This is a genomic window from Geminicoccus sp. (genome assembly GCF_036263595.1).
Taxonomy (GTDB): Bacteria; Pseudomonadota; Alphaproteobacteria; order Geminicoccales; family Geminicoccaceae; genus Geminicoccus.
This window is the reverse complement of sequence record NZ_DATAGQ010000116.1, coordinates 18,774-44,929: the sequence shown is the minus strand read 5'-3', so window position 1 is coordinate 44,929 and position 26,156 is coordinate 18,774. Positions and strand designations below refer to the sequence as shown.

At 68.2% G+C, this 26,156-nt stretch carries 24 protein-coding genes and 1 pseudogene; 16 read left to right on the top strand and 9 right to left on the bottom strand.

Annotated features, from left to right (window positions below):
• Window positions 1-47: 47 nt before the first annotated feature.
• The 4 genes from VHL31_RS10605 (at window position 48) to VHL31_RS10590 (ending at window position 3,854) form a co-directional block, all read left to right on the top strand.
• Window positions 48-845, top strand: coding sequence for an ATP-binding cassette domain-containing protein (locus VHL31_RS10605; RefSeq protein WP_329661180.1), 798 nt, complete (start codon window positions 48-50; stop codon window positions 843-845).
• On the top strand, window positions 845-1,795 hold the full coding sequence (locus VHL31_RS10600) for an ABC transporter permease (RefSeq protein WP_329661179.1): 951 nt from the start codon (window positions 845-847) through the stop codon (window positions 1,793-1,795). The genes VHL31_RS10605 and VHL31_RS10600 overlap by 1 nt, the downstream gene beginning before the upstream one ends.
• The gene (locus tag VHL31_RS10595; RefSeq protein WP_329661178.1) at window positions 1,792-2,751 is read left to right on the top strand and encodes an ABC transporter permease; all 960 of its coding nucleotides are present in this window, start codon (window positions 1,792-1,794) and stop codon (window positions 2,749-2,751) included. The genes VHL31_RS10600 and VHL31_RS10595 overlap by 4 nt, the downstream gene beginning before the upstream one ends.
• Before the next feature lie 173 nt (window positions 2,752-2,924).
• Window positions 2,925-3,854 (top strand): hypothetical protein, encoded by a 930-nt coding sequence (locus tag VHL31_RS10590; protein ID WP_329661177.1) that lies wholly within the window; start codon window positions 2,925-2,927, stop codon window positions 3,852-3,854.
• Window positions 3,855-3,943: 89 nt separating this feature from the next.
• On the opposite strand, the gene VHL31_RS10585 is transcribed toward VHL31_RS10590, so the two are convergent.
• Complete coding sequence (locus VHL31_RS10585) at window positions 3,944-5,752, bottom strand: di-heme-cytochrome C peroxidase (protein ID WP_329661176.1); 1,809 nt, start codon at window positions 5,750-5,752, stop codon at window positions 3,944-3,946.
• Window positions 5,753-5,946: 194 nt separating this feature from the next.
• Between VHL31_RS10585 and VHL31_RS10580 the strand changes: the two genes are divergently transcribed.
• Window positions 5,947-6,252 (top strand): hypothetical protein, encoded by a 306-nt coding sequence (locus VHL31_RS10580; protein WP_329661175.1) that lies wholly within the window; start codon window positions 5,947-5,949, stop codon window positions 6,250-6,252.
• On the opposite strand, the gene VHL31_RS10575 is transcribed toward VHL31_RS10580, so the two are convergent.
• Both VHL31_RS10575 and VHL31_RS10570 read right to left on the bottom strand, forming a co-directional pair.
• Window positions 6,236-6,649, bottom strand: coding sequence for a hypothetical protein (locus VHL31_RS10575; RefSeq protein ID WP_329661174.1), 414 nt, complete (start codon window positions 6,647-6,649; stop codon window positions 6,236-6,238). The two genes, VHL31_RS10580 and VHL31_RS10575, sit on opposite strands and share 17 nt — an antisense overlap.
• Window positions 6,650-6,900: 251 nt before the next feature.
• Entirely contained in the window at window positions 6,901-7,794 is an 894-nt protein-coding gene (locus VHL31_RS10570; protein WP_329661173.1) for a phytanoyl-CoA dioxygenase family protein, read from the bottom strand.
• Between the two features lie 122 nt (window positions 7,795-7,916).
• On the opposite strand from VHL31_RS10570, the gene VHL31_RS10565 reads away from it, so the two are divergent.
• From VHL31_RS10565 to VHL31_RS10555, 3 genes are all read left to right on the top strand, one after another.
• Window positions 7,917-8,939, top strand: a complete 1,023-nt coding sequence (locus tag VHL31_RS10565; protein WP_329661172.1) for a LacI family DNA-binding transcriptional regulator — start codon at window positions 7,917-7,919, stop codon at window positions 8,937-8,939.
• Window positions 8,940-9,005: 66 nt separating this feature from the next.
• Window positions 9,006-10,007: a UDP-glucose 4-epimerase GalE gene (gene galE / locus VHL31_RS10560; protein WP_329661171.1), complete on the top strand. Its 1,002-nt coding sequence runs from the start codon at window positions 9,006-9,008 to the stop codon at window positions 10,005-10,007.
• Between the two features lie 6 nt (window positions 10,008-10,013).
• Window positions 10,014-10,943, top strand: a complete 930-nt coding sequence (locus tag VHL31_RS10555; RefSeq protein WP_329661170.1) for an AEC family transporter — start codon at window positions 10,014-10,016, stop codon at window positions 10,941-10,943.
• Between the two features lie 25 nt (window positions 10,944-10,968).
• Here the strand turns inward: VHL31_RS10555 and VHL31_RS10550 are convergent, their stop codons facing one another.
• From VHL31_RS10550 to VHL31_RS10540, 3 genes are all read right to left on the bottom strand, one after another.
• Window positions 10,969-11,655, bottom strand: a complete 687-nt coding sequence (locus VHL31_RS10550; RefSeq protein ID WP_329661169.1) for a hypothetical protein — start codon at window positions 11,653-11,655, stop codon at window positions 10,969-10,971.
• Window positions 11,652-12,839 (bottom strand): alpha-hydroxy acid oxidase, encoded by a 1,188-nt coding sequence (locus VHL31_RS10545; protein ID WP_329661168.1) that lies wholly within the window; start codon window positions 12,837-12,839, stop codon window positions 11,652-11,654. Before VHL31_RS10545 ends, VHL31_RS10550 begins: the two co-directional genes overlap by 4 nt.
• Window positions 12,840-12,923: 84 nt before the next feature.
• Window positions 12,924-13,733, bottom strand: coding sequence for a transglutaminase family protein (locus VHL31_RS10540; protein ID WP_349262407.1), 810 nt, complete (start codon window positions 13,731-13,733; stop codon window positions 12,924-12,926).
• Between the two features lie 232 nt (window positions 13,734-13,965).
• Between VHL31_RS10540 and VHL31_RS10535 the strand changes: the two genes are divergently transcribed.
• The 3 genes and pseudogenes from VHL31_RS10535 to VHL31_RS10520 all read left to right on the top strand — a co-directional run bounded on the left by VHL31_RS10535 (window position 13,966) and on the right by VHL31_RS10520 (window position 18,776).
• A complete protein-coding gene (locus VHL31_RS10535) occupies window positions 13,966-14,952 on the top strand; it encodes an HlyD family secretion protein (protein ID WP_329661166.1) in 987 nt (328 codons plus the stop codon).
• Window positions 14,942-17,655: pseudogene (gene rbbA / locus VHL31_RS26640) on the top strand (ribosome-associated ATPase/putative transporter RbbA). The gene VHL31_RS10535 and the pseudogene rbbA overlap by 11 nt, the downstream one beginning before the upstream one ends.
• A gap of 2 nt (window positions 17,656-17,657) precedes the next feature.
• The gene (locus VHL31_RS10520) at window positions 17,658-18,776 is read left to right on the top strand and encodes an ABC transporter permease (RefSeq protein ID WP_329661164.1); all 1,119 of its coding nucleotides are present in this window, start codon (window positions 17,658-17,660) and stop codon (window positions 18,774-18,776) included.
• A gap of 13 nt (window positions 18,777-18,789) precedes the next feature.
• On the opposite strand, the gene VHL31_RS10515 is transcribed toward VHL31_RS10520, so the two are convergent.
• Window positions 18,790-19,671: a lysophospholipid acyltransferase family protein gene (locus tag VHL31_RS10515; RefSeq protein WP_329661163.1), complete on the bottom strand. Its 882-nt coding sequence runs from the start codon at window positions 19,669-19,671 to the stop codon at window positions 18,790-18,792.
• A gap of 4 nt (window positions 19,672-19,675) precedes the next feature.
• Window positions 19,676-20,479: a GNAT family N-acetyltransferase gene (locus VHL31_RS10510; protein ID WP_329661162.1), complete on the bottom strand. Its 804-nt coding sequence runs from the start codon at window positions 20,477-20,479 to the stop codon at window positions 19,676-19,678.
• A 613-nt stretch (window positions 20,480-21,092) separates the two neighbouring features.
• Between VHL31_RS10510 and VHL31_RS10505 the strand changes: the two genes are divergently transcribed.
• Together VHL31_RS10505 and VHL31_RS10500 are read left to right on the top strand one after the other, a co-directional pair.
• Complete coding sequence (locus VHL31_RS10505; protein ID WP_329661161.1) at window positions 21,093-21,533, top strand: hypothetical protein; 441 nt, start codon at window positions 21,093-21,095, stop codon at window positions 21,531-21,533.
• An 11-nt stretch (window positions 21,534-21,544) separates the two neighbouring features.
• Complete coding sequence (locus tag VHL31_RS10500; protein WP_329661160.1) at window positions 21,545-21,961, top strand: phage holin family protein; 417 nt, start codon at window positions 21,545-21,547, stop codon at window positions 21,959-21,961.
• 776 nt (window positions 21,962-22,737) lie between these two features.
• Here VHL31_RS10500 and copM read toward each other — a convergent pair.
• Complete coding sequence (copM, locus tag VHL31_RS10495; RefSeq protein WP_329661159.1) at window positions 22,738-23,097, bottom strand: CopM family metallochaperone; 360 nt, start codon at window positions 23,095-23,097, stop codon at window positions 22,738-22,740.
• Between the two features lie 206 nt (window positions 23,098-23,303).
• Between copM and VHL31_RS10490 the strand changes: the two genes are divergently transcribed.
• From VHL31_RS10490 to VHL31_RS10480, 3 genes are all read left to right on the top strand, one after another.
• Window positions 23,304-24,254, top strand: a complete 951-nt coding sequence (locus VHL31_RS10490; RefSeq protein ID WP_329661158.1) for an isopenicillin N synthase family dioxygenase — start codon at window positions 23,304-23,306, stop codon at window positions 24,252-24,254.
• Between the two features lie 136 nt (window positions 24,255-24,390).
• Window positions 24,391-25,068, top strand: coding sequence for an isochorismatase family cysteine hydrolase (locus VHL31_RS10485; RefSeq protein ID WP_329661157.1), 678 nt, complete (start codon window positions 24,391-24,393; stop codon window positions 25,066-25,068).
• Entirely contained in the window at window positions 25,068-26,150 is a 1,083-nt protein-coding gene (locus VHL31_RS10480; protein WP_329661156.1) for a ring-opening amidohydrolase, read from the top strand. The genes VHL31_RS10485 and VHL31_RS10480 overlap by 1 nt, the downstream gene beginning before the upstream one ends.
• Window positions 26,151-26,156: the final 6 nt, after the last annotated feature.

Sequence of the window (26,156 nt, the reverse complement as noted above, 5' to 3'; positions counted from 1 at the left end):
TCGGCAGGATCGGAAGAGGAAGGTGCCGGCCGTCGTGACGCCGGCCAATGACGAACAAGAAATTCATGTTCAGGAAGCAGACGCTCCCCGACCCGCGCGACGAACCGCTCCTCACGGCGCGCGGCATCCGGCTGGCACCTGCCGCGGCACCAATCGACTTCGCGGTCGGCAAGGGCGAGATCGTGGGCCTGGCTGGCCTGGAGGGCCATGGCCAGGACGCGTTCATCCAGGTGCTGTGCGGCCTGCATCGGCCGCAGGCCGGCCGGGTCGAGCTGGTCGGCAAGGATGACAGGTCCGTTCCCGTCACCGACTTCGCCAAGGCGGCGGCGCAGGGGCTCGCCTATCTGCCCCGCGACCGCCGGACGACCGGCGTGTTCGGCGGGCTCTCGGTCTTCGACAATTTCGCCATCGCGGCCCTTCCCGATCATGCCCGGCTGGGTGTGGTCGCGCGCACCGGCCTGAAGGCGAAGCTGGCCCATTTCACCCGCGAGCTCTCGATGGTCTACGGCTCGCCCGACGCCTCCATCGGCACGCTGTCCGGCGGCAACCAGCAGAAGGTGTTGCTCGCCCGCTGGCTGGCCCGGGAGCCCAGGGTCATGCTGATGAACGACCCGACCCGCGGCGTCGACCTGGGCACCCGCATGAAGCTCTACGAGGTCTTCCGCCGCCTCGCCGCCGACCAGGGCATTCCGCTGGTCGTGCTCTCCACCGAGATCGAGGAGATCCTGCAGCTCTGCCATCGCGTGCTGGTGTTCCGCGAGCAGGCCGTGTTCGCGGAGCTGGACCGAACGTCGATGACCATGGACCGCGTGATCGCCGCCATGTTCGGCCAGGAGGCCGCCTGATGCCCCGCTGGCTCGCCGGACGCTCCTATCTCGGGCTGGCCGCGACGCTGTTCGTCGTGCTGCTGCTGGTGAACCTGGTCCTGAACCCGACCCGCTTCTCGCCGGCGAGCCTGGGCGTCACCGTCGGCCTCGCCTCCGGCCTGATGCTGGCGGCGATCGCGTCCATGCCGCCGATCCTAGCCGGCCGTGGCGGCATCGACATCTCGGTCGGGCCGCTGATGGGGCTGGTCAATGTCGTGGTCGTCCGCTGGCTGGTGGAAGGTCTCGCCATCGAATCGCCGTTCGTGATCGTGCCGATGGTGCTCCTGCTCGGCCTCCTGTCCGGCATCCTGAACGGCTTCCTCGCGACCGTGGTCCGCATCCAGCCGATCGTGGCCACGCTTGGCACCTCGCTGCTCTATGCCGGCATCACGCTGACGATCGCACCCTCGCCGATTGGAACGGCGCCGACCTGGATCAAGGCGCTGGCCGGGCCGGCCTCAATCGTGCCGCTGGTCCTGGTGGCCCTGGCCTGGCTGCTGATCAAGCGCCTGCCTTTCTACGAGCAGCTCATGTGCGTCGGGAGCGACGACCGTGCCGCCTATACCGCCGGCATCCCGGTGACCACCGTGCGCTGGCTGTCCTACGTCCTGGCAGGACTGTTCGCCTCGGTAGGCGGCCTGTGCCTGACCGGCCTGATCGGCTCGGCCGATCCCAACATCGCGAATACCTACACGCTGCTGGCGATTTCCGCCGTGGCGCTGGGTGGCGTCAGCCTGGCCGGAGGCCGCGGCGGCCTGATCGCCGCGGTGCTGGGCGCCGCCGACATCTTCCTCCTGCAGACGGCGCTGACCTACTTCAATGTTTCCACCTTCGTGCTGCAGATCGTCTACGGCGTCGTGCTCACGGTGGCGGTGGCGCTGAACGCCGATCGCCTGCGCCAGTACCTCCGCCGCCGGAGCCCCGCATGACCGCCGTCCTGGCCAGGATCCCCCGCCCGGTCGCAGCGCTGCTGATCGCGCTGGCCATCCATCTGATCGGCATGGCGCTGATCCGCGGCTTCGGCACGATGTTCGGCATCCGCGCTATGCTGGTGCTGGCGACCCTCCTGGCGATCGCCGCGATCGGCCAGACGCTGGTGATCATCATCGGTGGCATCGACCTGTCGATCCCGTTCGTGATCGGTTTCGCCAACGTCACGGCCGCCCAGCTTTATGGCGATGGCGTCCCCTTCGTCCTCGTCCTGCCGATCGTGCTGGGCCTGTCACTGTTGATCGGCGCCTTCAACGGTGCCCTGTCGGCCTCGCTGGCCATCCATCCCCTGATCGTCACGCTCGGGACAGGGACGGCCCTGCAGGGTGCTGTCCAGCTTTGGACCGCCGGCTTCCCGACCGGGGCCGCCCCCTCCTATGTCACCAAGTTCGTCTCGATCGGCGGCTCCATCGGCCCCATCCCGGTGCCATGGCTCATCCCGGCCTTCGTCGTGCTGGGTGCCCTGGTGATCCTGGCGCTGAGCCGCACGGTCTATGGCCGGCGTCTCTACGCGCTCGGCAGCAACCCGCGCGCCGCCAGGCTGGCCCTGGTCGATCCGGTGCGGATGTGGACGATCACCTTCGCGCTCAGTGCCGGCTTCGCGGCGCTGGCAGGCATCCTGCTGCTGGGCTTCTCCGGTGCCGCCTATGCCCGCGTCGGCGAGCCCTACCTGTTCCAGACCATCGCGGCCGTCGTCATCGGCGGCACGGCACTCATCGGCGGCAAGGGCGGCTATCTCGGCACGATCGCGGGCGCCTTGTGCCTGATCGAGCTGACGACGGTGCTGGTGGGCCTCGGCCTAAAGCCGCCGCTGGTCCAGGCGACAATGGGCGCTGCGATCGTGATCCTGGTCGCGATCTATGGCCGCGAGGCGCATGTTCGCGAGTTGATCTGACAGACAGCTTTGCATCGGCCGATCAGATCTATCCAACTACTCGGCCGCGCTGCTTATCACGTTGCCGCGCCGTAGTTGTGCTTTCGGAATGCTGGAACCTCGCGTAGGATGCCGGCCGGAGACGGTCTGGCAGCCGCAACGATACGAAGAGACGTGAGGGGATACGCAAGACCATGAAGATCGACGGTACACCCCGCGGCGACAATCTGAGCGGCACGAACGGCAGGGACAGCATCTATGGCCGCAGTGGCGACGACCTGCTGTTTGGCCGCAGCGGCAACGACTTCCTGAACGGCGGACTCGGCAACGACCGCCTCCACGGGGAAGATGGCAGCGACCAGTTGTTCGGCGGTGCCGGCAACGACCTTCTCCGCGGCGGAGCGGGCGGCGATCATCTCGACGGCGGCAGCGGCTTCGACACGGCGACCTTCGCCGACGAGGTGGACGGGGTCACGATCGACCTGTTCGCCGGCACGGCGGAAACGTCGACCGGCATCGACACGCTCACCTCGATCGAGCGTGTCCACGGGTCCACTGGTGACGACGACATCACCGGCACCGACATGTTCTCGCTGACGCCCCGGTCCGTTGGCTATGCTGTTTCCCTCTCCGGCATGGACGGTGACGACTACGTCATCGGCGGGGCCGGCAACGACCGCCTGGAAGGCAATGCCGGCAACGATCTCGTCGGCGGCGGGCCTGGCAAGGATGTGCTGCTGGGAGGGGCCGGCAATGACGGCTTCTTCCTCGACATCCTGCTGGATGCGAACGAGGGCCAAGGCGCCGACAGCAGCACGACCATTCTGGATTTCGCCCGGGGTCAGGACAGCTTCGGCGCCTTCGCCTTCGTCAGCTATCCGACGCTGCAGGAAGTCTTCCTGCTCGATGTCCTGGAGGAATTCGACAGCAACGGCGACAGCAAGCTCACCGCCGCCGACGAGGCGGTAAGTCTCACCAGCATCACGCCGTCGGGCCAGGCGGCCAAGTCGTCGCTCATGCTAGACTTCTCGGACATCGATCCGGTGAAGGGATTCGGCAGCGACCACACGGTGACGTTCTACGGGATCACGACACTAACCGGCAGCGACCTGTCGGTAGGGTAGGAGCCGCATTCCTGCCGTGATCGGCACGGCAGCGGATCATCCGGGAACAGGTGAGAGAAGGCAGGCCGGGTCGACCGGCCTGCTTCGCGTCAGAGCGTCTTCAAATATTCGAGCAGCGCGCGCTTGTCGCTGGGCGACAGAGTCGTGCCGTACTCGTGGCCGCAGTTGCTGTTGCCCGAGTCGAGATCGTCGCAGCCTGTGGCCTGGTAGATGTAGTTGAACTGGGTCTGCGTCGTGGCGAGGCCGATATTGGTCTGGTCATAGTTCGGCCCGACCGCGAAGGACTTCACCCGCTGTGCTGCCGGCGTGAGCAACTGCGCCAGGGTCGGCACCGAGCCGTTGTGCAGATAGGGTGCCACCGCCCAGATGCCTTGCAGGACGCGCGACTCGTAGGCACCTGTGGTCGAGTCTTCCAGGTTGTACACACCACCTTTCAGACCACCCAGATCCTGGCGCTGCTGCAGGGCCTGCTTGCTGCCATCGAGCAGGCAGGTGGCCGGATTTTCCAGGCAGTACTGTTCGATGGAGCCCAGCACAGCCATGCCCAGGATGTTGATCGACAGGTCGACCGGCTTGATCGGCGTCGTGTCGGCCAGCGTGTAGGCCCCGTTCATCACGCCGCTCTGGGCGGTCCAGGGCAGGATGTTGTACTGCGCCGTGTCGGTGCCGACGTTCATGATCGGCGTCAGCCAGGTCTTCTGGTTGATCGGCCGGGTGATGCCAGGCTGGATGCCATGGCAGTCGGCGCAACCTCCGCTCGCCGTGGGAAGGTTGAAGATGTCCTCGCCGCGATCGGCGAGCGTGTTGTTCACCGTCCACGGCCACTGTGGCGGGCCGAGATCCTCCATCAGATCCCCCAGGGTGAACAAACCCGGGAAGTTGGCGGAGTTCACCTCGAGATAGTCGATCCCGTACCATCTCTGCTGCGGCATGAAGGTGGCGAATACACCATAGACTTCGCCGACATTGCGCGCGAGCGACAAGATCGTGTTGCCGTTGGCAGCGAAACCCGGCCACTGCGTATGGTCCTGGATGTCCGCGTTCCAGAGGAACGGATAGCGCACCGGTGCTGTCGCCTGGCGGATATTGCTGGGGATCAGGTAGCTGGGTGGCGGACCGAGATCGAGGCCGGTCAGGCGGTTGAAGATCATGGACACCGCATCGAGACGGCCCGGCCCCCAGGGCTGGGGCGGCAGGGCGCCCTTGACCAGCGTGTCGAAGCGCAGGAACCAGGCCTGGACCTCGGCCTGGAGCGCTGCCTGCTGGGCCGGCGAGGGCGAGGGGCCGAGCACGCTGGAGGCGAACGCGCTGAAGGCCGTGTTGCTGCCGAGCACGGTCGCGACGGCCGTATCGAGGTCCTGGAGGAAGCTCTGGAAATCGACGATCGCGGGCCCGCCGTCGATCCGGTACTGGATCCCGCCAGACGCGATCTGACGGGTATGGCAGGCGGCACAGGTCATGCCCACCATCGTGGTGCTGCCCGTGCCGTTGACGGTGAAGCCGACCGGCAGGCCGGGGGTGGGGCTGGCCGGGTTCGGCAGGTAGCCGTAGCGGCTCAGGCTCTGGCCAATGAAGGGCTGGCCGTTCGGCTGCTTCAGCGCCACGAACCAGGACAGCGGCATGATCTGCGAGCCCTGGTCCTGGCTGTAGAACTGCAGGCGCGTGGCGGAATTCCAATTCGGGCCCTGCGGGACGGCCACCGGCGCGGACGCACCGCCCAAGGGGTTCCGGTAGAGCTTGGCCAGCCGCTTCGACGCGAGCCCGCTTTGCCCCTGCAGGACCAGCCCCGGCTGATTCCGCGTCAGCCGCTCGGTAGCGCCGGCATGCTCCGCCGCGACGGCCAGACCGACAAAGGCCAGCAACGCCGATGCCGCGCGCCGGACAACTGCCCAGGTCATGTCGATTTCCCCCCGTCACGGCCGTTCGCCCGTACCGAATATCGCCTACTGGATGGCGTAAAAACTGTAAAGGAGGCGAAACATGAAATGATTTGGCAATTACTTGAAGCCGGCAAGTAGGCTCAGACGTTGCGGCTGAGATGACGGTGCCGGGGCACGGCTCGCGTCAAAGCTGAACGAGCATTGGCAATGAGATGGAAAACATTGGTGGTCCCTTCCGGTCCTGCCTGTCCGGCAAGTGGAGTCCTGTCCGCCAAGCGCGGCGTCCAGGCCATGCCGAACCGGTCGACCAGCCGAGCAGCGCCGACTTCGACCGCCAGAGCTGCCGGCAGCGCAACCTGGCCGAGCGCCTGGTCGCCAAGCCCAGGCAGTGCCGGCTTGTCGCGGCCAGGTACGACATGACCTGGTCTGGCAATCCGTCGTGCACCGCGCGCCTCGCATTCCCCTCGATGGTCCCGATCGGGCGCGCTGCCGCCCGGCGCGTCACTCGGCTTCGGTGACGGCGCGGACCTGGTAGCGCTCGAAGGCCAGCGGCTCCCGCCGCAGGGGCGCCAGCCGGTCCAGCACGTCGAGCCGTCCCATGTATTCGTGCCATTCGTCCACGCTCTCGTCCTTGCCGAAGAACGAGACCACCACGACATCGTGGCGTTCGGGATTGACGAGGAAATAGTTGAGCCGGGTCTGGCCCATCCGGGATTGCGCCGCCGTGAACTCCTCCTCGACGATCTTCGCGCCCTGCTCGAAGTCCTTGGCGTTGAACCTGTGGGTGTAGACGACGACTTCGTCGCCGGCGGCGGGTGCGTGGATTGGCCGGTCCTGCGCCATCGACGATCCGGCAGGCGCGAGTGCCAGGAGACCCGCGATCGCGAGGGCCGCTCTTCGGACAAACGCCTTCATCGGTCATCTCCCACGTCGGTCAGGGTTGCGTCGAGAAGCTAGCCATCCCGGCACTTGGCAGCAATTGCGGCAACACCGGAAACAACGGCTCCCATGCCTTTAAGCTCAGGCAGCATCCATGGGTCGGTCGACCTCCCGGAGCCTGGCGCCACGGTCCTGGGACGGCCTGCCCGACAAGCATGCTGCTGAACGTAGCGAGGTCGCACCCCGACCCGCTTGCAGTCCTCGCAGGTCCCCTGCCCCGTCCCGATTCAAGCCGCGCGGGTATCCACCTTTCCGAAGAAGTTGGCCTTCAGCCCCCGCTGGTTTTCGTAGATCGACCCCTGGCTCTTGGCCGGTGGCAGAGGCAGCCGGACCGGCACGTCGGCCAGCCTGGGCGTGATCGGGTCGGTCTCGCCCGTCAGCATCAGCGCCTGCCATGCGTCCCAGTCCATCTGGTTGGACGCGCAAAGCGGCCAGGCATCTGCCGCGCGGTACTGGAACAGCAGGAGCCGGCGCATCTTGTTGGATGTGTTCAGCGCGGAACCATGGATCGTGCGCGCGTGGTGGATCGAGATGCTGCCGGCCGGCCCGATGCAGGGCACCGCCTTGTCGAACGCGATGTCCGAGCCGGTCGGGTCGATGGCACCGCAGAAATGCCCGTCGGCATGGTGGTCATAGACCGGGCCCTTGTGCGTGCCGGGGATGCAGAGCAACGGCCCGTTCTCGATGGCGCAGTCGTCCATCATCACGCCCACGGCGCACAGGTCGTCATTGGTGTGCGGATAGAATGCCCAGTCCTGGTGCCACTCCACCGCCGCCCCATAGCCGGCCGCCTTCATGTTCAGCTTGGACGTGTCGAACCGGATGGCCGGGGACACGAGGTCCTGCAGGATGGCAAGGATGGTGGGATGGCGCATGACGCGGTCGTAGATCGGTGCTTGCAGATGGGGGCTCTTGATCCGCCGTACCCGCGGCTCCGCCTCCGAATGCGTGGGCTCCAGGTCGTAGACGTCGGTATGCGCTTTGACATCTCGCGCCTTCTCGACGAAGTCGTCGGTCACGGTCCGCAGTTCCTCGATTTCCGCCGGGGAAAGCACGTTCTTGACAACGATGAACCCGTCGCGCTGGTACGCAGCGATCTGCTCGCTGGTGAGCGTCGCCATGGTCTGCCTCCTGATCCTGTCCCTGCTTGATTGCCGATGAACGTGCGCGATTGGAATGAAAACGTCAACATGCAGAATGTTCACGTTTTCATTGTAGATTCCATTGCTGTTCGGCATTGGCGATGAGCCTGTCTCGGCGTCCCACGATCCGCGACGTGGCCCGTGCGGCCGGCGTCTCGACGGTGACCGTATCCAGGGTAAGCAACGAGCCGGAGCTGGTTGTTGCCGCGACGCGTGAACGGGTCCAGTCGGCGATGCGGGCGCTGGGCTATGTCCCCAACCTCGCGGCGCGCACGATGCGCACCAATGCGACCCACACGATCGGTTTCCTCGTCCCCGACCTGACGATCTATCCCAACGCCGCCGTCGCCCAGGCGGCTGCCCGCCGCCTGGGCGAGGCCGGCTATGCCCTGCTGCTGGCCAGCAGCGACCAGCAGCCCGAGCGGGAAATCGAGGCTCTCTCGATCCTCCGCACCCGCCAGGTCGACGGCGTCATCCTCTATGCCTGCGACCAGGACCATCCGAGCCTGCGCGCGGCCGTGCGGGACCTGGACGTTCCTTCCGTCCTGCTCGACCGCGACATGCCGTCCCGCGCGGACCGCATCTACAGCGACCATCGCTCGGCCATGCACGAAGCGGTGCGGCGGCTGGTCGATCTAGGCCACCGGCGGATGATCCTGCTGCAGTACGACATGCGGATCCGGCCATCGCTCGAGCGCCGCGCGGCCTTTCTGGAAGTGATCGAGGAGGCCGGGATCGTGGCGACCGAGGGGCAGGCGATCCGCCTGCCCCTCGACCTCATGACGCTGTCGGAGATCGGCGCTGCCCTGCTGGATGGCGATCCGGCCCCGACCGCCGTCATCGTGGAAGGAAGCCGGCTGCTCCTGGCGACCATCCAGGCCGCCCGCCTGCGCGGTCTGGCGATCCCGGCGCAACTTTCCGTCATCGCCATCGACGCCGCCGACGTCGCCACCGCCGCCACGCCCGAGATCAGCTGCATCCTCCGGGACTTCGAATCCATCGGCACGGCGGCCGCGGACACCATGCTGGCCCGCCTGAAGGACCGGGATTCCCGGCCTTCCGCCACCCACCTGCCCAGTCGTTTCGTCGAGCAGCCCAGCCTGGCGCCGCCGCCCCCGTCCTGAGCAATGCTCGCCGCCGCTCCTGCCCTGCTCTATGGAGGGGCCCAAGTCAGCCTCTTGGGGATCAACGTGACCAATTCAAACACGCGCGTGCTGGTGACCGGCGGTGCCGGCTATATCGGCAGCCACGTGGTCAAGTACCTTGCCAAGTCCGGCTTCACGCCGACCGCCTTGGACAACCTCTATGCCGGCCACCGCTGGGCGGTCACGTCAGCCGAGCTGGTGGAGGCCGACTTCGGCGACGAGGCACGCGTCGACGAGATCCTCGCCGCCGGGCGCTTTGATGCGATCGTCCACATGGCCGCCCATATCTGGGTCGGCGAATCCGGCAAGGACCCGGCCAAGTACTATCGCAACAACACCGTCAACGCGCTAAACCTGTTCAGCCTCGCCGCCAGGCACGGCATCCGCCACGTCGTGTTCTCGTCCACCGCCGCCGTTTATGGCGAGCCGGACATGGACCCGATCCCCGAGGATGCGCCGCTCAACCCGATCAACCCCTATGGCGCCTCGAAGATGATGGCCGAGCGGATCCTCTCGGACATCCAGGCGGCCTCGGGCGGCAACTATATTGCGCTGCGCTACTTCAACGTGGCCGGGGCCGACCCGGACGGCGAGATCGGCGAGGCCACGCCCGACAACAGCCACCTGGTCAAGCTCGCCTGCATGACCGCGGCCGGGCTTCGCCCGCGCATGGCGATCTTCGGCCGCGACTATCCCACGCCCGACGGCACCTGCATCCGCGACTACGTCCACGTCCAGGATCTCGCCCGCGCCCATGTCGACGCGCTGCGCTATCTGATGGATGGCGGCCGCTCGATGGCGCTCAACTGCGGCTACGGCCACGGCTTCAGCGTGAAGGAAGTGCTCGATACCTGCCGACGGATCACCGGCGTGAACTTCCCGATCGTGGACGAGCCGCGCCGCCCGGGCGACCCGTCCCGCCTGGTCGCCGACGGCCGGCGCATCCGCGAGGTGCTGGGGTTCAAGCCGGACTTCGACGACCTCGACACCATCGTCGCCCATGCCTGGCGCTGGGAGCAGAAGCTGGCGCAGATGCGCGCTGCCTGACCGGCCATGGAGCGGACCGGCCACGTCCTCATCGCCTTCGTGCCGGTTCTGCTCCTGGTATCGGGCGGCTACCTGGCGCAGCGCACCGGCAAGGTCGACGCCTCCTTGCGCAGCGGCCTGGAGCGCATCAGCTATCACGTCTTCCTGCCGGCCCTCCTGTTCGGCAATGTCGCCTCCTCGGCCGCACCGTCCGCGATCGTCCTGCCGCTCCTCGCGATCACGGTCCTGTCCATCCTGGCCGCCTCGGCAGCCATGCTCCTCTGGTGCAAGCTCGCCGGAACGCCTTCGCCTCAGGTCGGACCGATGGTCCAGGCCTCGATGCGCTTCAACAATTTCGTGGGCTTCTCGCTGCTCTCGCCCCTGTTCGGCCAAGCTGGCCTCGCCGCCGGCGCCCTGGTCGCGACCTTCGCCGTGATCACCGCCAACACGGTGAGCGTGAGCGTCCTCCTGGTCCATGCCGGCAAGGAGCCGCCCGGCTTCGTGCGGCTGGGCCGCGAGCTGGCCCGCAACCCGCTGATCCAGGCATCCGCCGCCGGCCTCCTGTGCAAGGCGCTGGGCCTGGACCTCCCCTCGCCGCTGGCAACGACGCTCGGCATGCTGGGTCAGGCCGGCATCGTCACCGGCCTGATCGTGGTCGGTGCCGCCCTTGCCGCCGCACCCAGCGTGCTGCCACCGCTGCACGCCCTGCTGCCGGCTTCGGCGATCAAGTTCGTGCTGCTGCCGGGCCTCGCCTGGGCGGCCTGCCGCTGGGTCGGCTTCGACCCGGTGATCACCGCGGCCATCACCATGTTCTTTGCCCTGCCGACCGCCCCCGCCTCCTACCTACTGGCCCGCCAGCTTGGCGCGGATGCGGACCTGATGGCGGGCCTCGTCGTGGCGCAGTCGGTCCTGGCGCTGCTGACCCTGCCGACCGTGGTGCTGCTGACCTCGCCCTAGCGGCGGGACACTTGCCGTCCCGAGGTCAGACCCGTCGGACCCGCCCGCTCGCCAGCAGGTCCGCCACGAACGGGAACACCGTCAGCCCGCCCTGGACCTTCGCCAGCGTCGCCGCCTCGGCCGCGCGCACGGCCTTCAGCGCCTCGGCCACCTGGGCCAGCCGCTCGCGGGGCACGATTACGACGCCGTCCGGATCGCCGACGACGACATCGCCGGAGCGTACCACCACGTCACCCAGCACGATCGGCAGGTCCACCGTGCCGGGGCCGCTGCGTGCGGGCGAGTTCGGCACGAGGCCACGCGCGAAGCAGGGGACGCCCATGTCGCGGATCCCTTCCAGGTCGCGCACCATGCCGTCGGTCACGAAGCCGACCACGCCCTGGTTGCGCGCCATGCCGAGCGTCAGGTCGCCCGTCACCGCCGCCTTCTCGTAGCCGGCCGTGGTCGTCACCAGCACGTCGCCGGGCTTGCAGTCCGCGATCGACGCCATCAGGGCCAGGTTGTCGCACGGGCCGCAATCGGACGTCCGCGCCACGCCGCAGAACCGGTCCTGCCCCGGCACGATCGGCTTGATCCGCCAGTCCACGGCGCCGCTGCCGCCCATCGCGTCCACGATCTGGCTGGTGAGCATCCCGCGCATCGCGTCGACCAGCTCGGCCGGCGGCCGCTCGAAGCCTTCGGCGATGGTCAGGATGGGCGCTTCGTCGATCATGCTGCAATGGCCTTGGGTCGGATGGATGGGACGATGCCGGGTGCCAGCAGGCTGGCGTCGACATCGGCAAAGCGGCTGACACCGCATAAGGTGAGCGCCCGGTCCAGGTCGCGGCGCAGGATCTCCAGCACCGCCGCGACCCCCGCCTCGCCGCCAACCGCTAGACCCCAGAGCTGTGGCCGTGCGATCAGGCAGGCATCGGCACCCATGGCCTTGGCGATCAGCACGTCGACGCCGCGCCGGATGCCGCCATCCAGCAGCACCTTGAGCCGCCCGCGCGCCGCTTCCGCGACGGCCGGCAAGGCGTCCAGGCCCGCCGCCGCCTTGTCCAACTGACGCCCGCCATGGTTCGACACGATCACCCCGTCCACGCCATGGTCGATCGCGATCTGGATGTCGGCCGGGTGGAGCACACCTTTCAGGATCAGCGGGCCCTGCCAGTGCTTGCGCAGCATGGCGACATCGGCCCAGGACATGGTCGGGTCGAGCAGCGCGTTCATCCGCCCGGCCAGCGTGTTGCGGTCGGCCCCGCCGGCGATCTCGGCATAGTTCGCGAACGTGAAGTCGCGCCGCTCGCGCATCCGCCACAGCCAGGCGGGCCGGATCGCCATGGAGCGAATCACCTGCGCCTTCAGCTTGGGCGGGATCGAGAAGCCGTTGACGACGTCCCGCTCGCGCAGGCCGAGCGCCTGGTTGTCGATCGTCAGCACCAGCGCGTCGTAGCCGGCAGCCTGCGCGCGGTCGGCCAAGGCACGGGTGAAGGCGCGGTCGCGGTACACGAAAACCTGCATCCAGCGATGCCCGCTCTTCGGCAGGGCCTCGATCGGCACCGTCGACGCATGGCTCAGGCAGAAGCCGGTACCTTCGCTCACCGCGGCGCGATGCGAGTGCAGCTCGCCATCCGGCCACAGCATCCCGGACAGGCCGGTCGGCCCGATCAGCACCGGCATGGCGAGCCTGGTGCCGAACATGTCCACGGACAGATCACGATCCCCCACGCCCTGGAGCGGGCGCGGCAGGAGCGTGGGCTCGCGGAACGCGGCCTCGTTGCGGCGCAGCGTGACTTCGTCCTCGGCTCCGCCATCCGTGAAGTCGAACACTGGCCGCGGCAGCACCCGCATCGCTGCGCGCCGAAAGCCGGCCACGTTCAGGTGGCGCTGCACCAGCAGATCCCGGGTCATCATCCGGCTGCCTCCCCTGACACCGGTCGTGTGCCTGTCAGCTAGGCCCCAGGAGGGAGCATGGTCAACCGCGGCGTGGCCGGATGATCAGCCGGGGATCTCGTCGGTCACCACCTTGAACCCGGTGAGCGTGCCTGGGCCGAAGGTATGGCTGAGCGGCACATCCGCGGCATCACGACTGCGCGCGATCAGGATCCGGCCGTACATCGGGCGGTTGTTGCGCGGATCGAAGGTCCGCCACTGTCCGCCCAGGAACACCTCGATCCAGGCGGCGAAGTCCATGGGCGCATAGGGCGGTGGCTGGCCGATGTCGCTGATATAGCCCGTGCAGTAGCGCGCCGGGATGTTCATGCAGCGGCAGAAGGCGAGGGCCAGGTGGGCGAAGTCGCGGCACACGCCGGTCTTCTCGCGATACGCCTCGGACGCCGTCTTGGTGGGACGCGCATGGTGGTAGCCGAACGAGATGTGCCGGTTAACGAAGTCGCAGATCGCCTGGACCCGCGCCCAGCCCGGCGGGGTCGACCCGAACAGGCGCCACGCCTCGTCGAACAGAAGGTCGGTGTCGCAGTACCGGCTCCCGAGCAGGTACATGATCGTGTCGTCCGGCAGGTCCTGCACGGCATGCTGGATCGCGTCCGGGACCACGGGATCGCTCTTGCCACTGTCGCGAATGACCGTGTCGGCCGAGAACCGGACCGGACCCGCAGGTGCCACCAGCCGGGTGCACCAGTTGCCGAACGCGTCACGGTACCCCTGCATCGGCAGAGACGGGCGGGTGATCAGGTGGTCGGGTGCTTCCAGGTCTCCTACCCGCGACCAGTGCACGTGCAGCATCAAGATCATGGGTGTCGGCTGCGGGAAATCGTAGTCCATCTCGTAGCCGATCCGGATCCGCATGCGCTCTCTCACGATAACCCTGCCGCCGCACCGACGCGGAAATCGCACCGGCGGAACCGCAGGTCCCTTTGTCCACCTGCATGTAGCATGCCAACAGGGCGGGCGCGCCGTCCGGTGCGACGCAAGCGTGCATGACCTCTTTGGGCATGGCCCTGCCCCGGCAGGTACGCCACATTCCGGCCCGGCTAGGCGGCGGATAGCTGTCCGGCCAGCAGCGAAAAGGAGCTTCAGGATGTTGTCGCGACGCTCGGTCGTCGTCCTGGTCGTGCTGCTGGCGATCGTCGGGGGCGGGTTCCTCTGGTGGCGGAATCAGGCGCCGGAACTGCCGCCCGGCATTGCGCGCGGCAACGGGCGTATCGAGGCCGAGCCCATCGACATCGCGTCCAAGTATGCCGGGCGCGTGCTGGAACTCCGGGTCGAGGAGGGCGACCGGGTCGAGGCGGGCCAGGTGGTGGCCGTGCTCGAATCGACCGAGACGGAGGAAATGCTCCGTGAGGCCGAGGCCGACCTGCGCCGCTATACCCTGCAACGCTCCGAGACGCTGGCGCTGCTCTCCAGCCGGCAGAGCGAGTTGGCCCTGGCCCAGATCGAGTTCGACCGTGCCAGCGAGCTGCGCCGCGCGCAGAACATCAGCCAGGCCGTGCTCGACCAGCGCCGGGTCGCGCGCGATGCCGCGGCTGCCTCGGTGGAAGCGGCCAAGGCCGCCGTGGGCCAGATCGAGGCGGCCATCGAAGGGGGCGAGGCCGCCGTGGCCCGCACCCAGGCCATGCTCGACGAGCTGACCCTGCATGCCCCCCGTGCCGGGCGCGTGCAGTACCGGCTGGTCCAGACCGGTACGGTGGTCGCCGCGGGGCAGCGGGTCTACACGCTGCTGGACGTCACCGACGTCCACATGACGATCTTCCTGCCGACGGCTGATGCCGGACGGCTGGCGATCGGCTCGGAAGCCCGGATCGTGCTGGACGCGGCACCCACCTACCGCATCCCTGCCCAGGTTTCCTTCGTCGCGTCCGAAGCGCAGTTCACGCCGCGCTTCGTGGAGACCCAGGACGAGCGCAACAAGCTGATGTTTCGGGTCAAGGTGCGCCTCCCCCGCGAGCTGCTGGCGAAGTTCGCGGACTATGTGAAGACCGGCGTGACCGGCGTGGCCTATGTCCTGGTCGACCGTGAGGCGACCTGGCCGGCCGATCTTGAGCTGCGGCTCCCCGATGAACCTTGATGAGCCCGGCAACGTCGTCGAGCTTTCCGGCGTAGCACACCGCTACCGCCGGACGATCGCGCTGGAAGGCATCGGCCTTGCGATCCGCAAGGGCCAGATGGTCGGGCTGATCGGCCCGGACGGGGTCGGCAAGTCCACCCTGATGGCGCTGATCGCAGGCGTGAAGCGGGTCCAGGCGGGACAGGTCCTGGTCCTCGGCGGGTCCATGGCCGAGGAGCGCCACCGGGACAGGGTCTGCCCCGACATCGCCTACATGCCGCAAGGGCTCGGCAAGAACCTCTATCCTACCCTGTCGGTCGCGGAGAACCTGGCCTTCTTCGGCCGGCTGTTCGGCCAGAGGAAGCGCGAGTATCTCGCGCGGATCGAGCACCTGACACGCTCGACGGGGCTGTTCCCGTTCCTGGACCGTCCGGCCGGCAAGCTGTCCGGCGGCATGAAGCAGAAGCTGGGCTTGTGCTGCGCGCTGATCCACGATCCGGAGCTCCTGATCCTGGACGAGCCCACGACCGGGGTGGACCCGCTGTCCCGCCGCCAGTTCTGGTCGCTTATCGGCGAGATCCGCCGGGAGCGCCCGTCCATGACGGTGCTCGTGGCCACCGCCACCATGGACGAGGCGCGCCAGTTCGACCGGCTGGTCGCCATGGATGGCGGCCGGATCCTGGCCGACGACACGCCCAGCAACCTCCTGGCCTCCACGGGCAGCGACAGTCTGGAGCAGGCCTTCATCCGCCTCTTGCCCGAGGAGCGGCGCAAGGACCATGTCACGCCGGTGCTGCCACCCAGGACGTCGACCGGTGGCCCGCCGGTGATCGAGGCCAGGGGCCTGACCCAGCGCTTCGGCGACTTCGTGGCGGTCGATCATGTCGACGTGCGGATCGAGCGGGGCGAGATCTTCGGCTTCCTCGGCTCGAACGGGGCCGGCAAGACCACGACCATGAAGATGCTGACCGGCCTCCTGCCCGCCACCGAGGGCACGGCCACGCTGCTCGGCAAGCCCATCGATGCCAAGGACATCGAGACCCGCCGCCGGGTCGGCTACATGAGCCAGGCCTTCTCGCTCTACGAGGAGCTGACCGTCCGGCAGAACCTGGAGCTGCACGCCCGCCTGTTCCGGCTGCCGACCGAAAAACGTGCTTCCCGCATCGCCGACATCGTCGAGCGCTTCGACCTGCACGAGGCCGCGGACCAGCTCGCCGACGCCCTGCCGCTCGGCGTGAAGCAGCGCCTGTCGCTGGCGGTCGCGGTCCTGCACGAGCCGGAACTCCTGATCCTGGACGAGCCCACGTCCGGCGTCGACCCGATCGCACGCGACAATTTCTGGACGCTCCTCATCCGGCTCTCCCGCGAGGACGGAGTCACCATCTTCCTGTCCACCCATTTCATGGGCGAGGCCGAGCGCTGCGACCGGATCTCCTTCATGCATGCCGGCCGCGTCCTGGAAGTGGCGCCGCCCGCTGAGCTGAAGGCCGCCGTTCCCTCGCACGACCTGGACGACGCCTTCATCGCCGCCATCGAGCGTGCCGCACCCGAGGCGACCCAGGACGAGCGCGACCAGCCGGGATCGGCCAGCGCACCGGTGCTGTCGCCCGCACCCTCGCCTGGGCCGGCCGCGAGGCCAAGGAGCTGCAGCGCGACACGATCCGGCTGGTGTTTGCCGTGCTCGGCCCCGTCCTGCTCATGGTGGCCTTCGGCTACGGCATCAGCTTCGACGTGGAGAACGTGGCCTTCGCCGCGCTGGACCAGGACCAGACAGCGGAAAGCCGCGCGTTCGTCGAGGAGTTCCGCGGCTCGCGCTACTTCGCGGAACAGCCGGAACTCGTGGACCTGGCCGACCTCGACCGGCAGCTCCAGGCCGGTGCCATCAAGGTCGGCCTCGTCGTCCCGCCAGACTTCGGCCGGGACTTGCGGGCCGGGCGCAGCCCCGAAATCGGTGTCTGGATCGACGGCGCCATGCCCTTCCGTGGCGAGACCGCCCGCAGCTATGCGATCGGCATCGCCCAGGGCTTCGGCGGCCGGAGCGCCCGTGAAGCCGGCTTGGACGACCGCAGCGCCGCCGTGCCGGTCTCGATCGAGACCCGCTACCGCTACAACCAGGAGTTCGAGAGCGTACGCGCGATGGTGCCGGGCGTGCTCATGCTGCTGCTGGTGATCGTCCCGGCCATGCTGACGGCACTGGCCGTCGTGCGCGAGAAGGAGACGGGCGGCATCATCAATTTCTATGTCACGCCGACCCGCCGCCTGGAGTTCCTGGTCGGCAAGCAGCTACCCTATGTCGGCGTGGCCTTCGTCAGCTTCGTGCTCCTGACCCTCATGGCCGTGTTCCTGTTCGGCCTGGAGATCCGGGGCAACCTGCCCACCCTGGCCCTGGGCGCGCTCCTCTATGTCTTCGGCACCACCGCCGTGGGCCTCGTCTTCTCGACCTTCGTAAACAGCCAGGTGGCTGCGATGTTCGGCACCGCGATCGCGACCACCATTCCGGCCATCAACTTCTCGGGCTTCATGGTGCCGGTGAGTTCCCTGGAAGGTGCCACGCCCTGGATCGGCCGCCTGTTCCCCTCGGCCTGGTTCCAGATCGTGTCGGTCGGCTCCTTCGCGAAGGGATCCGGCCCCGGCGAGCTCATGCTGCCGCTCCTGGCGCTGGCCGGGTTGGCGCTCGCCTTCTTGTTCCTGGCAGCTCTTTTGCTGCGCAAGCGGGCGGTCTGAGCATGCGTACCCTGTCCGCCGCCTTCTGGCTGGGCCTCAAGGAGATCGCTTCGCTGCTGCGCGACCCGGTGCTCCTGTTCCTGATCGTGTACTCGTTCAGCATCGCCGTCGTCTCGGTGGCGCGCGGTGCCAGGATGGAGGTCAACAACGCCGCGGTCGGCATCGTCGACGAGGACGGGAGCAGCCTGTCCCGCGCGATCGCGGCCGCGCTGCTGGAGCCGCGCTTCCAGCCGCCGATTCCGCTGCAACTGGACGAGGTGGACGAGGCCTTCACCCTCGCGCGCAGCACCTTCGTCCTGGACGTTCCCCCGGACTTCGAGCGCGACATCCTGGCCGGCCACACGCCCGATCTCGGCCTCGCGGTCGATGCCACCGCGATCGCCCAGGCCGGCTCGGGTGCGGGCTATATCAGCCAGATCGTCCAGCAGGAGGTGGCAACCTTCCTCTCGCTGGCCCCCGACACGACGCCGCCCGCCTTCACCCTGGCCGTCCGCACCGCCTTCAACCCGAACCTGGACAGCCAGAGCTTCAACGCCGTCATGCAGATGGTGAACTCGGTCTCGATCCTCTCGATCATCCTGACCGGCGCGGCCGTGATCCGCGAGCGCGAGCACGGCACGCTGGAGCACCTGCTGGTGATGCCGCTGCGGCCGCTGGAGGTCATGCTGGCCAAGATCTGGGCGAACGGCCTGATCGTGCTGGCCGCTGCCACCTTCTGCCTCACCATGGTGATCCGCTGGTTCATGGCGGTTCCCATCGCTGGCTCCACCGGCCTGTTCGTGGCCGGCACGGCGCTCTACCTCCTGGCCGTCACCTCGCTCGGCATCATGCTGGCCACGATCGCGCGGACCATGCCGCAGTTCGGCCTCCTGGCGATCCCGGTCTTCGTGGTGATGAACCTGCTCAGCGGCTCCTCCACGCCGCTGGACGCGATGCCGCCCATCCTGCAATGGCTGATGCAGGCCTCGCCCTCCACCCATTTCGTGAGCTTCGCGCAAGGTGTCCTCTACCGCGGCGCCGGGTTCGAGATCGTGTGGCCGCAGATGTTGGCGATCCTGGCGCTGGGCGGCGTGTTCTTCGCGATCGCGCTTCGCCGCTTCCGCACCGCCCTGTTCGCCTGACCGCTCCGCCGCCTCAGGCAGCACCTTCCGCCCGCTCCTCCACCATGGCGACCGCATCCGGCCCGAGAAGGCCGCCTGCGACACCCTGGCGCTGGCCGAGCGCCGCCTTCGCGTGCCGCGCCAGCAGCTCCGTCCCGATCACCGCCTCGGCCTGCCGTGCCAGTGCCTTGCGGCTGTGGACCTCCCAGGAAAGCACCGGGTCGTGGAACACCATCTCGATGCGGCAGCCACGGTCGCCCAGCACGCGCAGGAGATGCGGCGCGAACACCGCGTCGTCGAACCAGGCATATCGATCGGCGTTGTCCGGCCCGATCGGCGTGCCGTCGGCCAGCGCCACATAGGCGAGCGTGACTGCCTGCACCGCGACCGGGCGATCGAGGATCTGCGGCTCGGCCGCCCCGAACAGGCTGCTCTTGAACCGTTCGACCGCATGGCCGGGCGTCGAGGTGCCCTCGGGAAACAGGATGATGTCATGGCCGGAGCGCAGCCTCGCCGCCAGCTCGTTGCGCTGGATCAGCGCCATGCGCCAGTGCCGTCGGATGAACATCGTGTCGACCAGCCGGGCCAGCCAGCCGAAGACCGGCCAGCCCGCCACCTCCGACTTGGCGACGAACGTGCCGTCGATGGCAGCACCCAGCACCAGGATGTCCAGCCAGGAGACGTGGTTGGCGACGAACAGGGTCGGACAGGCGCGAAACGGTGCGCCGTGCCGCTCGACCCGGATGTTCAGGAGCAGGAGGCAGCCTTTGAACCAGACCAGCTTGCCGAGGCGGGTGGCGCTGACGCCGAACGGCATCCCCAGGAGATAGACCACGAGCCCGGCCAGCAGGACGGCCAGAAAGCCGATGGACCTCAGGCTGAAGCGGATGGCGACCACGAAGCCGGGCGTTACCACCTGCTCAGGCCGCTGCGAGGATCGGCTGGCGGACCGGGCGCTCGAACCGCTTGCGGTTGCGCTGCCGCACCCTTTCCGATGGCAGCAGCACGCAGACGTCGATCGTGTTGAAGTCCCGGTCCAGGCAGGCGCCGTCGCCCACCATGGCGCCGGCCAGGAGATAGCCCTTCAGGAGCGGCGGGAGCTGCCGGCGTGCCAGGGTCTCGTCGATGTCGGCAGGCGCCAGGATGTCCATGGCGACGCGGCACGCTGGCAGGGCACTCGGCCGGAACGAGGCCGGTGCCCGGTGATGCAGGTGCAGCCAGGAAAGCGCCTGTGCCACCGCTTCCGGATCCGTCCCGGGAAGGCTGGCGCAGCCGAACATCACGTCGACATCGTGCCGGTCGATATAGTTGCAGAGCCCCCGCCACAAGAGCTGCACGACATGGCCGCCGCGATGCGCCGGGACCACGCAGGACCGTCCCAGTTCGAGGACCTCGCCACGGGTCGCGAGGAGCGAGCCCAGGTCGTACTCCCCGGCGGTGTAGAAGCCGCCGGCCCGCTCGGCCACACTCCGCCGCAGCAGCCGGTAGGCACCCACCACGGCCGGGTGGCCGGGGCTGGAGGCCGCATGGTCGATCACCACGAGATGCTCGCAGACATCGTCGAAGGGATCGATCTCGCGCCGTACCGCATGGCAGGCCCGGCTGACGGTCGCCCCCATTTCCTCAACGAACACGCGATAGCGCAAGGCCTGGGCAGCCGCGACATCGCGCTCGTCGCGAGTGAGCCGCAGCTCCAGAGCACTGTCCGCAAGCGCAGGCGTCATCGCCATCTCCTCGACCAGCCGCGTCTACGCGAGCCCTGGTTCAGCCAGGAACTCTACTTGGCTTCGACTGTTACCCTTGGGGTGCTGCGTCCTTGCGACCGTGCCATGACATGCGCTTCGCGGTACGACGACAGGTTGATGACGACAGCGATCTTCACGTTTCGTTAACGGGCTTTGCCCCAGGATCCTCCTCGCGGCCAGCTGTGGTGGAGGCGAGGATGACCGACGTGACGATGCAGGCGTCCAGCATGGAGACGGTGGGCAGGGGAGCGGCACCGGATCTGCGTCCACCGCCCTGCGGAAGGACAAGCTGCCCTTGCCCGGGTCGGTGATGCTGGTCGTGGTGGCTTCCAGCGGTGCCTGGTTCGTGCTGGCCACCATCGTGCGCTGGATGTTCTTCTAGGCTGACGGCCCCTGCCGCCCGCGTGCGGCGATCAGTGGCGATACCGGAATGCGCGGTCCACGGGACGAATGAAGTTGCGCGCCTGCCTGGCCGTACCTCCCGTCCGTCCTTCTCGTCAGGAACCCGTTCAGGGCACGGCAGTTGGTCCTTGAACGGAACTACACTCGTGCCGATGTGAGTGTCGGTTCGATGAAGAGGAAGGATGACACCGTGGCTGCAACTGCGGCAGATGTCCGGGATGCCGCCCGGCATCTCGGCTACGCCGTCGGCAAGGCCGCCCGCACCCTGGGCGCCGAGGCACCGGCCGATATCGTCGAACGCGCCCATGAGGTGAACGAACAAGCCTTGAACACTGCCGACCATGCCCGCGCCTCGCTGACCGCCAACTACGAGCAGATCAAGCGCGACCTCGACGTGCTGCGAGGCCAGATGCTGGGACTTGGCGCCGATGCCACCGAGGAAGCCAAGCTGCGGCTGAACGATGGCCTTGAAACGCTGGCCAAGCGCGTCGATGCCCTGTCGCAGGACGCGCAGGTCTATGGCGGCCGCAAGATCGAGGAAGCCGAGCGCCTGATCCAGGAACGCCCCTTCACCAGCGTGCTGGTGTCGTTCGGGCTGGGAATGCTGTTCGCCCAGTTCTTCCGCCGCTGAGGTCGTCCGGCATGTGGCCGCTCCTGCGCACGTTCCTGCCGGTGGACGTGATCCGTCCGCAGGCCCGTGCGCTCACGGCCCGCCTGGGCGCCTTCGCCCTGGCCGGGCTCCTGGGCATCGTCGCCCTGTTCTACCTGCTCGACGCGGCCCTGCTCGGGATGATGCGGGTGATGCCGGCCTGGGCGGCATCGCTCGTGATCGCCGCCTGCCTCGTGATCCTGGCCGTCATCGTCGCCCTGATCGGGATCGCGGTCGGCAAGCGGCACGAGCGGCAGGCGCGCGTCCTGGCGGCCGCGGCACCACCACCACCCATGCAACTCGCAGCCGTGGCAACGCCGCTGGTCATGCGGGTCCTCCAGCACCCAGGCAAGCTCGTCCTGGCCGGGCTCGCCGCCGGCGCCCTGACCGAGTTGCTGCGCAAGCGCTGACGGTCCGCTGCCGGCGCTGCGAGGCGCAGGCTTCGGCCAACGCTCCAGGCCCGCGCAGGACCCGCCATGGCGGGTCAGGCCGAACTATGGAGCGCTTCGCGACGACCTCGATCTGCGTCTTGCGGCTCCAAGGATAAGCGCTCGTGGCTTCGCTCCGGGAATCGGTGACGGTCGAGCCGGGTCGGCATTTGCAAGACCGGGCATCGTGGGTGGGGCGCGATGGCGGGTCGACTGGCGAACCCCTGGCAATCGTCACGGGTGGGCGAGGAAGCCCGTCGGTCAGCGGGCTGACATTGCCGGCCACGGATGCCGCGATAGCCCATCGAGCCCCCCGCCGCAGGCAAGCCATCCCGCCGTCTCGGCCGGCCCAGGTCGAGCCTGCCTGCTTCCGCCCCCCCGCCCAGGAATCATCCGGCGATGAACCCCGCCCTCGGGTCCGGCCGCTCGTGCGAGCCCGCATCAGCAGGGCAATCCGTTCGGAGCCGGTCGGATGCACATGGTCGCAGCTCGCGCAGACGGCCGCCGACGGCTCACGGCACGCTTGGGCGTCCCGGCACCGAGATAGCGTGACGAAAAGCAGCGCCCGTGGTCCGATGGATCGCAGGGTCGCCACCTGCATTGCCAAGCTGCCAGCCTGCGCCCTTGGCTACGGCTGCAGGATTCTGCTCGACGACCCTGCCGACGGGGACAAGCTGCGCCAGCAACCCGCGCGGCCCGCTCCATCCTCTTCAGGCCCGGGCCGTGGCGCCGTCGTCGCCTCGCCCATTTTATGTGGCTCAGTAGCCCCGCTTGCTCAAGAAGGCCCGCATCCAGGCGATCTCTGTCTCCTGCGCCGAGATGATCTCCTCGGCGAGCTTGCGCACCTCGGGGTCCTTGCTCCGCTTGAGGATGACCTGCGCCATCTCGATGGCGCCCTGGTGGTGCGGGATCATGGCCCGCACGAAGTCGACGTCGGGATCGCCCGATATCTCGGCGTTCATGTCCTGATGCATCCGGTCGTTGATCGCAGCCAACTGCTCGGCGACCGATCCACCCTTGGTCGCGGCCGGCATGTCGTGCCCGGAATGGTCCTGCGCCATGGCCCCGCTGCCCCAGGCCAGCAAGCCCGCGACGAGAAACCCGCCAAGCGTCCGCATGTCATGTTCCTTTCATCGATGCCCACGGAACCGAAACCGTCACCGAACGTCCGTACGGAGCTCACGCAATCCGGCCATTCTCAGGAAGGGACGGCTCCGCGTTCAGATGTCGCAACTGCTCCTTCCTCCTGCGGGAAGGTCAAGAACCTGGGCGGCCCGATGTTTGCATCGGGGCGAGGAGGGTTCGATGCAACGAAGGGCATTCGATGGCCTCGGTGAACCTGCCGATCGTGGACGCTTCCGCCAAGGGCGGGAACCTGGACAGGCTTGCAGCCGACATCGGCAAGGCGGCCCGTGCCACCGGCTTCTTCTACCTCGTCGGTCACGGCATCCCCCGCGACCTGACCCGCTCCGTCTTCCAGCAGGCCGCGGGGTTCTTCGCGAAGGACGAGCAGGTCAAGCGCATGATCGCCGCCGACCGCTCCATGCACGGCCGGGGCTATCTCCCGTTCCGCGCCGAAAGCCTCGATCCCTCAGGCGCGGGCGACCTCCGCGAAGCCTTCACCATCGGGCTGGAACTCCAGGAAGACCATCCCGAGATCGCGATGGGTGCCAGGTTGCGCGGGCCCAACCAGTGGCCGGAGGAGCGTGCGTTCCGCCACACCATGCTGGCTTATTTCTGGGCCTGCTGGTCGCTCGGGCGGCGGCTGCACCAGGCGATCGCCCGCGACCTCGCAATGCCCGCCGACTTCTTCGAGGACAAGTTCGACCGCCCGCTGGCGACGCTGCGCCTGTTCCGCTACCTCCCCCATCCCGACGGCGGTGCCGGAGGATCGATCGGTGCCGGCGAGCACACCGATCCGAACGTCCTCACCCTGCTCAAGACCGACGGCACGGATGGGCTGGAGATCCGCCGGCCCGACGGGTCGTGGCAGGAGGTGCCGCACGTCCCTGGCGCCTTCGTCGTGAATGTCGGGGACTGCCTCATGCGCTGGACGAACGACACCTACGTGTCGGCGCCGCACCGCGTGGTGAATCGCAACGGCGCCGACCGCTACTCGCTGGGCTACTTCCTGGACCCCAATCCAGATGCGAGCGTCGCGGTGCTCCCGACCTGCGTGACCCCCGATCGTCCCGCCCGCTATGCACCCATCACGAGTGCTGCCTACCTGGCCGAGCGGCAGAACAATCTGGGCATGCTGCGGCGCGCCTGCTGATCGAAAAGCAGGCACTGCCTCCGGTCCATGCAGAACCTGCGCGGACGAACGCGCGTATTGGGGATCTCCACCGGATGGCATGAAGCTTGCCGCCCATGGCTTGCCTCGACCACCCGTCCCTTGCCAGGTGATGCCCATGGCCACGATCCAGTCGGACCCTTATCCCTGGCCATATGACGGCAGCCTCCGCCCGGACAACACCGCGCTGATCGTGATCGACATGCAAACGGACTTTTGCGGGGTGGGCGGCTATGTCGACGCCATGGGCTATGATCTCTCCCTCACCCGCGCGCCGATCGAGCCGATCCGGACCGTCCTGGCGGCCATGCGACATGGCGGCTACCATGTGATCCATACCCGGGAAGGCCACCGGCCGGACCTGGCCGACCTGCCGGCCAACAAGCGCTGGCGCTCGCAGCGGATCGGTGCCGGCATCGGCGACCCCGGTCCGTGCGGCAAGATCCTCGTGCGCGGCGAGCTCGGCTGGGACATCATCCCGGAGCTCGCACCCGAGCCCGGCGAGATCGTCATCGACAAGCCGGGCAAGGGCAGCTTCTGTGCCACCGACCTGGAGTTGATCCTGCGCACCCGCGGCATCACCAACCTCGTGCTGACCGGGATCACCACCGACGTATGCGTGCACACGACCATGCGCGAGGCGAACGACCGCGGCTTCGAGTGCCTGCTGCTGGAGGACTGCTGCGGTGCCACCGACCACGGCAACCATCTGGCCGCCGTCAGGATGGTGACCATGCAAGGCGGCGTGTTCGGCGCGGTGGCACGAAGCCCGGACCTCCTGGCCGGGATCGGCTGATGCCGCAGGCGCGGGTCCATCGCATTCCGGCCAGGGCACCGGACGACATGCGTGGCATCGCGCGCCTGATCCAGGACGGCGTGATCGACCCGACGGGCATCCTGGCCATCCTCGGCAAGACCGAGGGCAATGGCTGCGTCAACGATTTCACCCGGGCGTTCGCGGTCAGCGCTTTGAAGGCGGAGCTGTCCCGCCACCTGACCGAGGCATCCGTGAACCGGATCGTCTACGTGATGTCCGGCGGCACCGAGGGAGGCCTGGCACCGCACTGGCTGGTCCTGGAGCGCAGCAGCCATGACGAGGGCCGCAGGCCCGCCCTGGCCATCGGCACCCATCACACCGCCGACCTGCCGGCCCGCTCGCTCGGCCGGCTGGCCCAGGTGGAGATGGTCCGTCAGGGCGTCCTGGCGGCGATGAAGGAGGCCCGTCTTGCCGATGCGGCCGAGGCCCATTTCGTGCAGATCAAGGTGCCGCTCTTGACCGCCGAGCGGATCGCGGCGGCCAGGAGCGACGTGCGCACGACCGATCCGCTGAAGTCGATGGGCCTTTCGCGTGCCGCCGCGGCCTTAGGCGTGGCGGCCGCCCTTGGCGAGGTGGCGCCCGGCAAGATCACCGAGGACGCCATCGGCAGCGACCATGACCTCTGGTCCGGCCGGGCCAGCACCTCGGCCGGCGCCGAATTGCTCAACCACGAGATCGTCGTGATGGGCATGAGCGGGCAATGGTCGGGGCCGCTCGCTATCGATCATGCCGTCATGACCGACCAGCTCGACATCGACCCGGTCCGCGAGGCGGTGATCCGCCTGGGCCTGCCGGTCAGGGCCCAGCTCGTCCCGGCCGAGCGCCGCCGGGTGGTGGCGGTGCTGGCCAAGGCCGAGGCCGGCTCGACCGGGCGGCTGCGCGGCCACCGGCACACCATGCTGGACGACAGCGACATTTCGTCGACACGTCACGCCCGCGCCTTCGTGGGCGGGGTCCTGGCCGGCCTGATCGGGCATGCGGAGCTGTTCGTCTCCGGTGGTGCTGAACATCAGGGGCCGGATGGCGGCGGCCCGGTCGCCATCATCGCAGAGCGGGGTTGATCGACA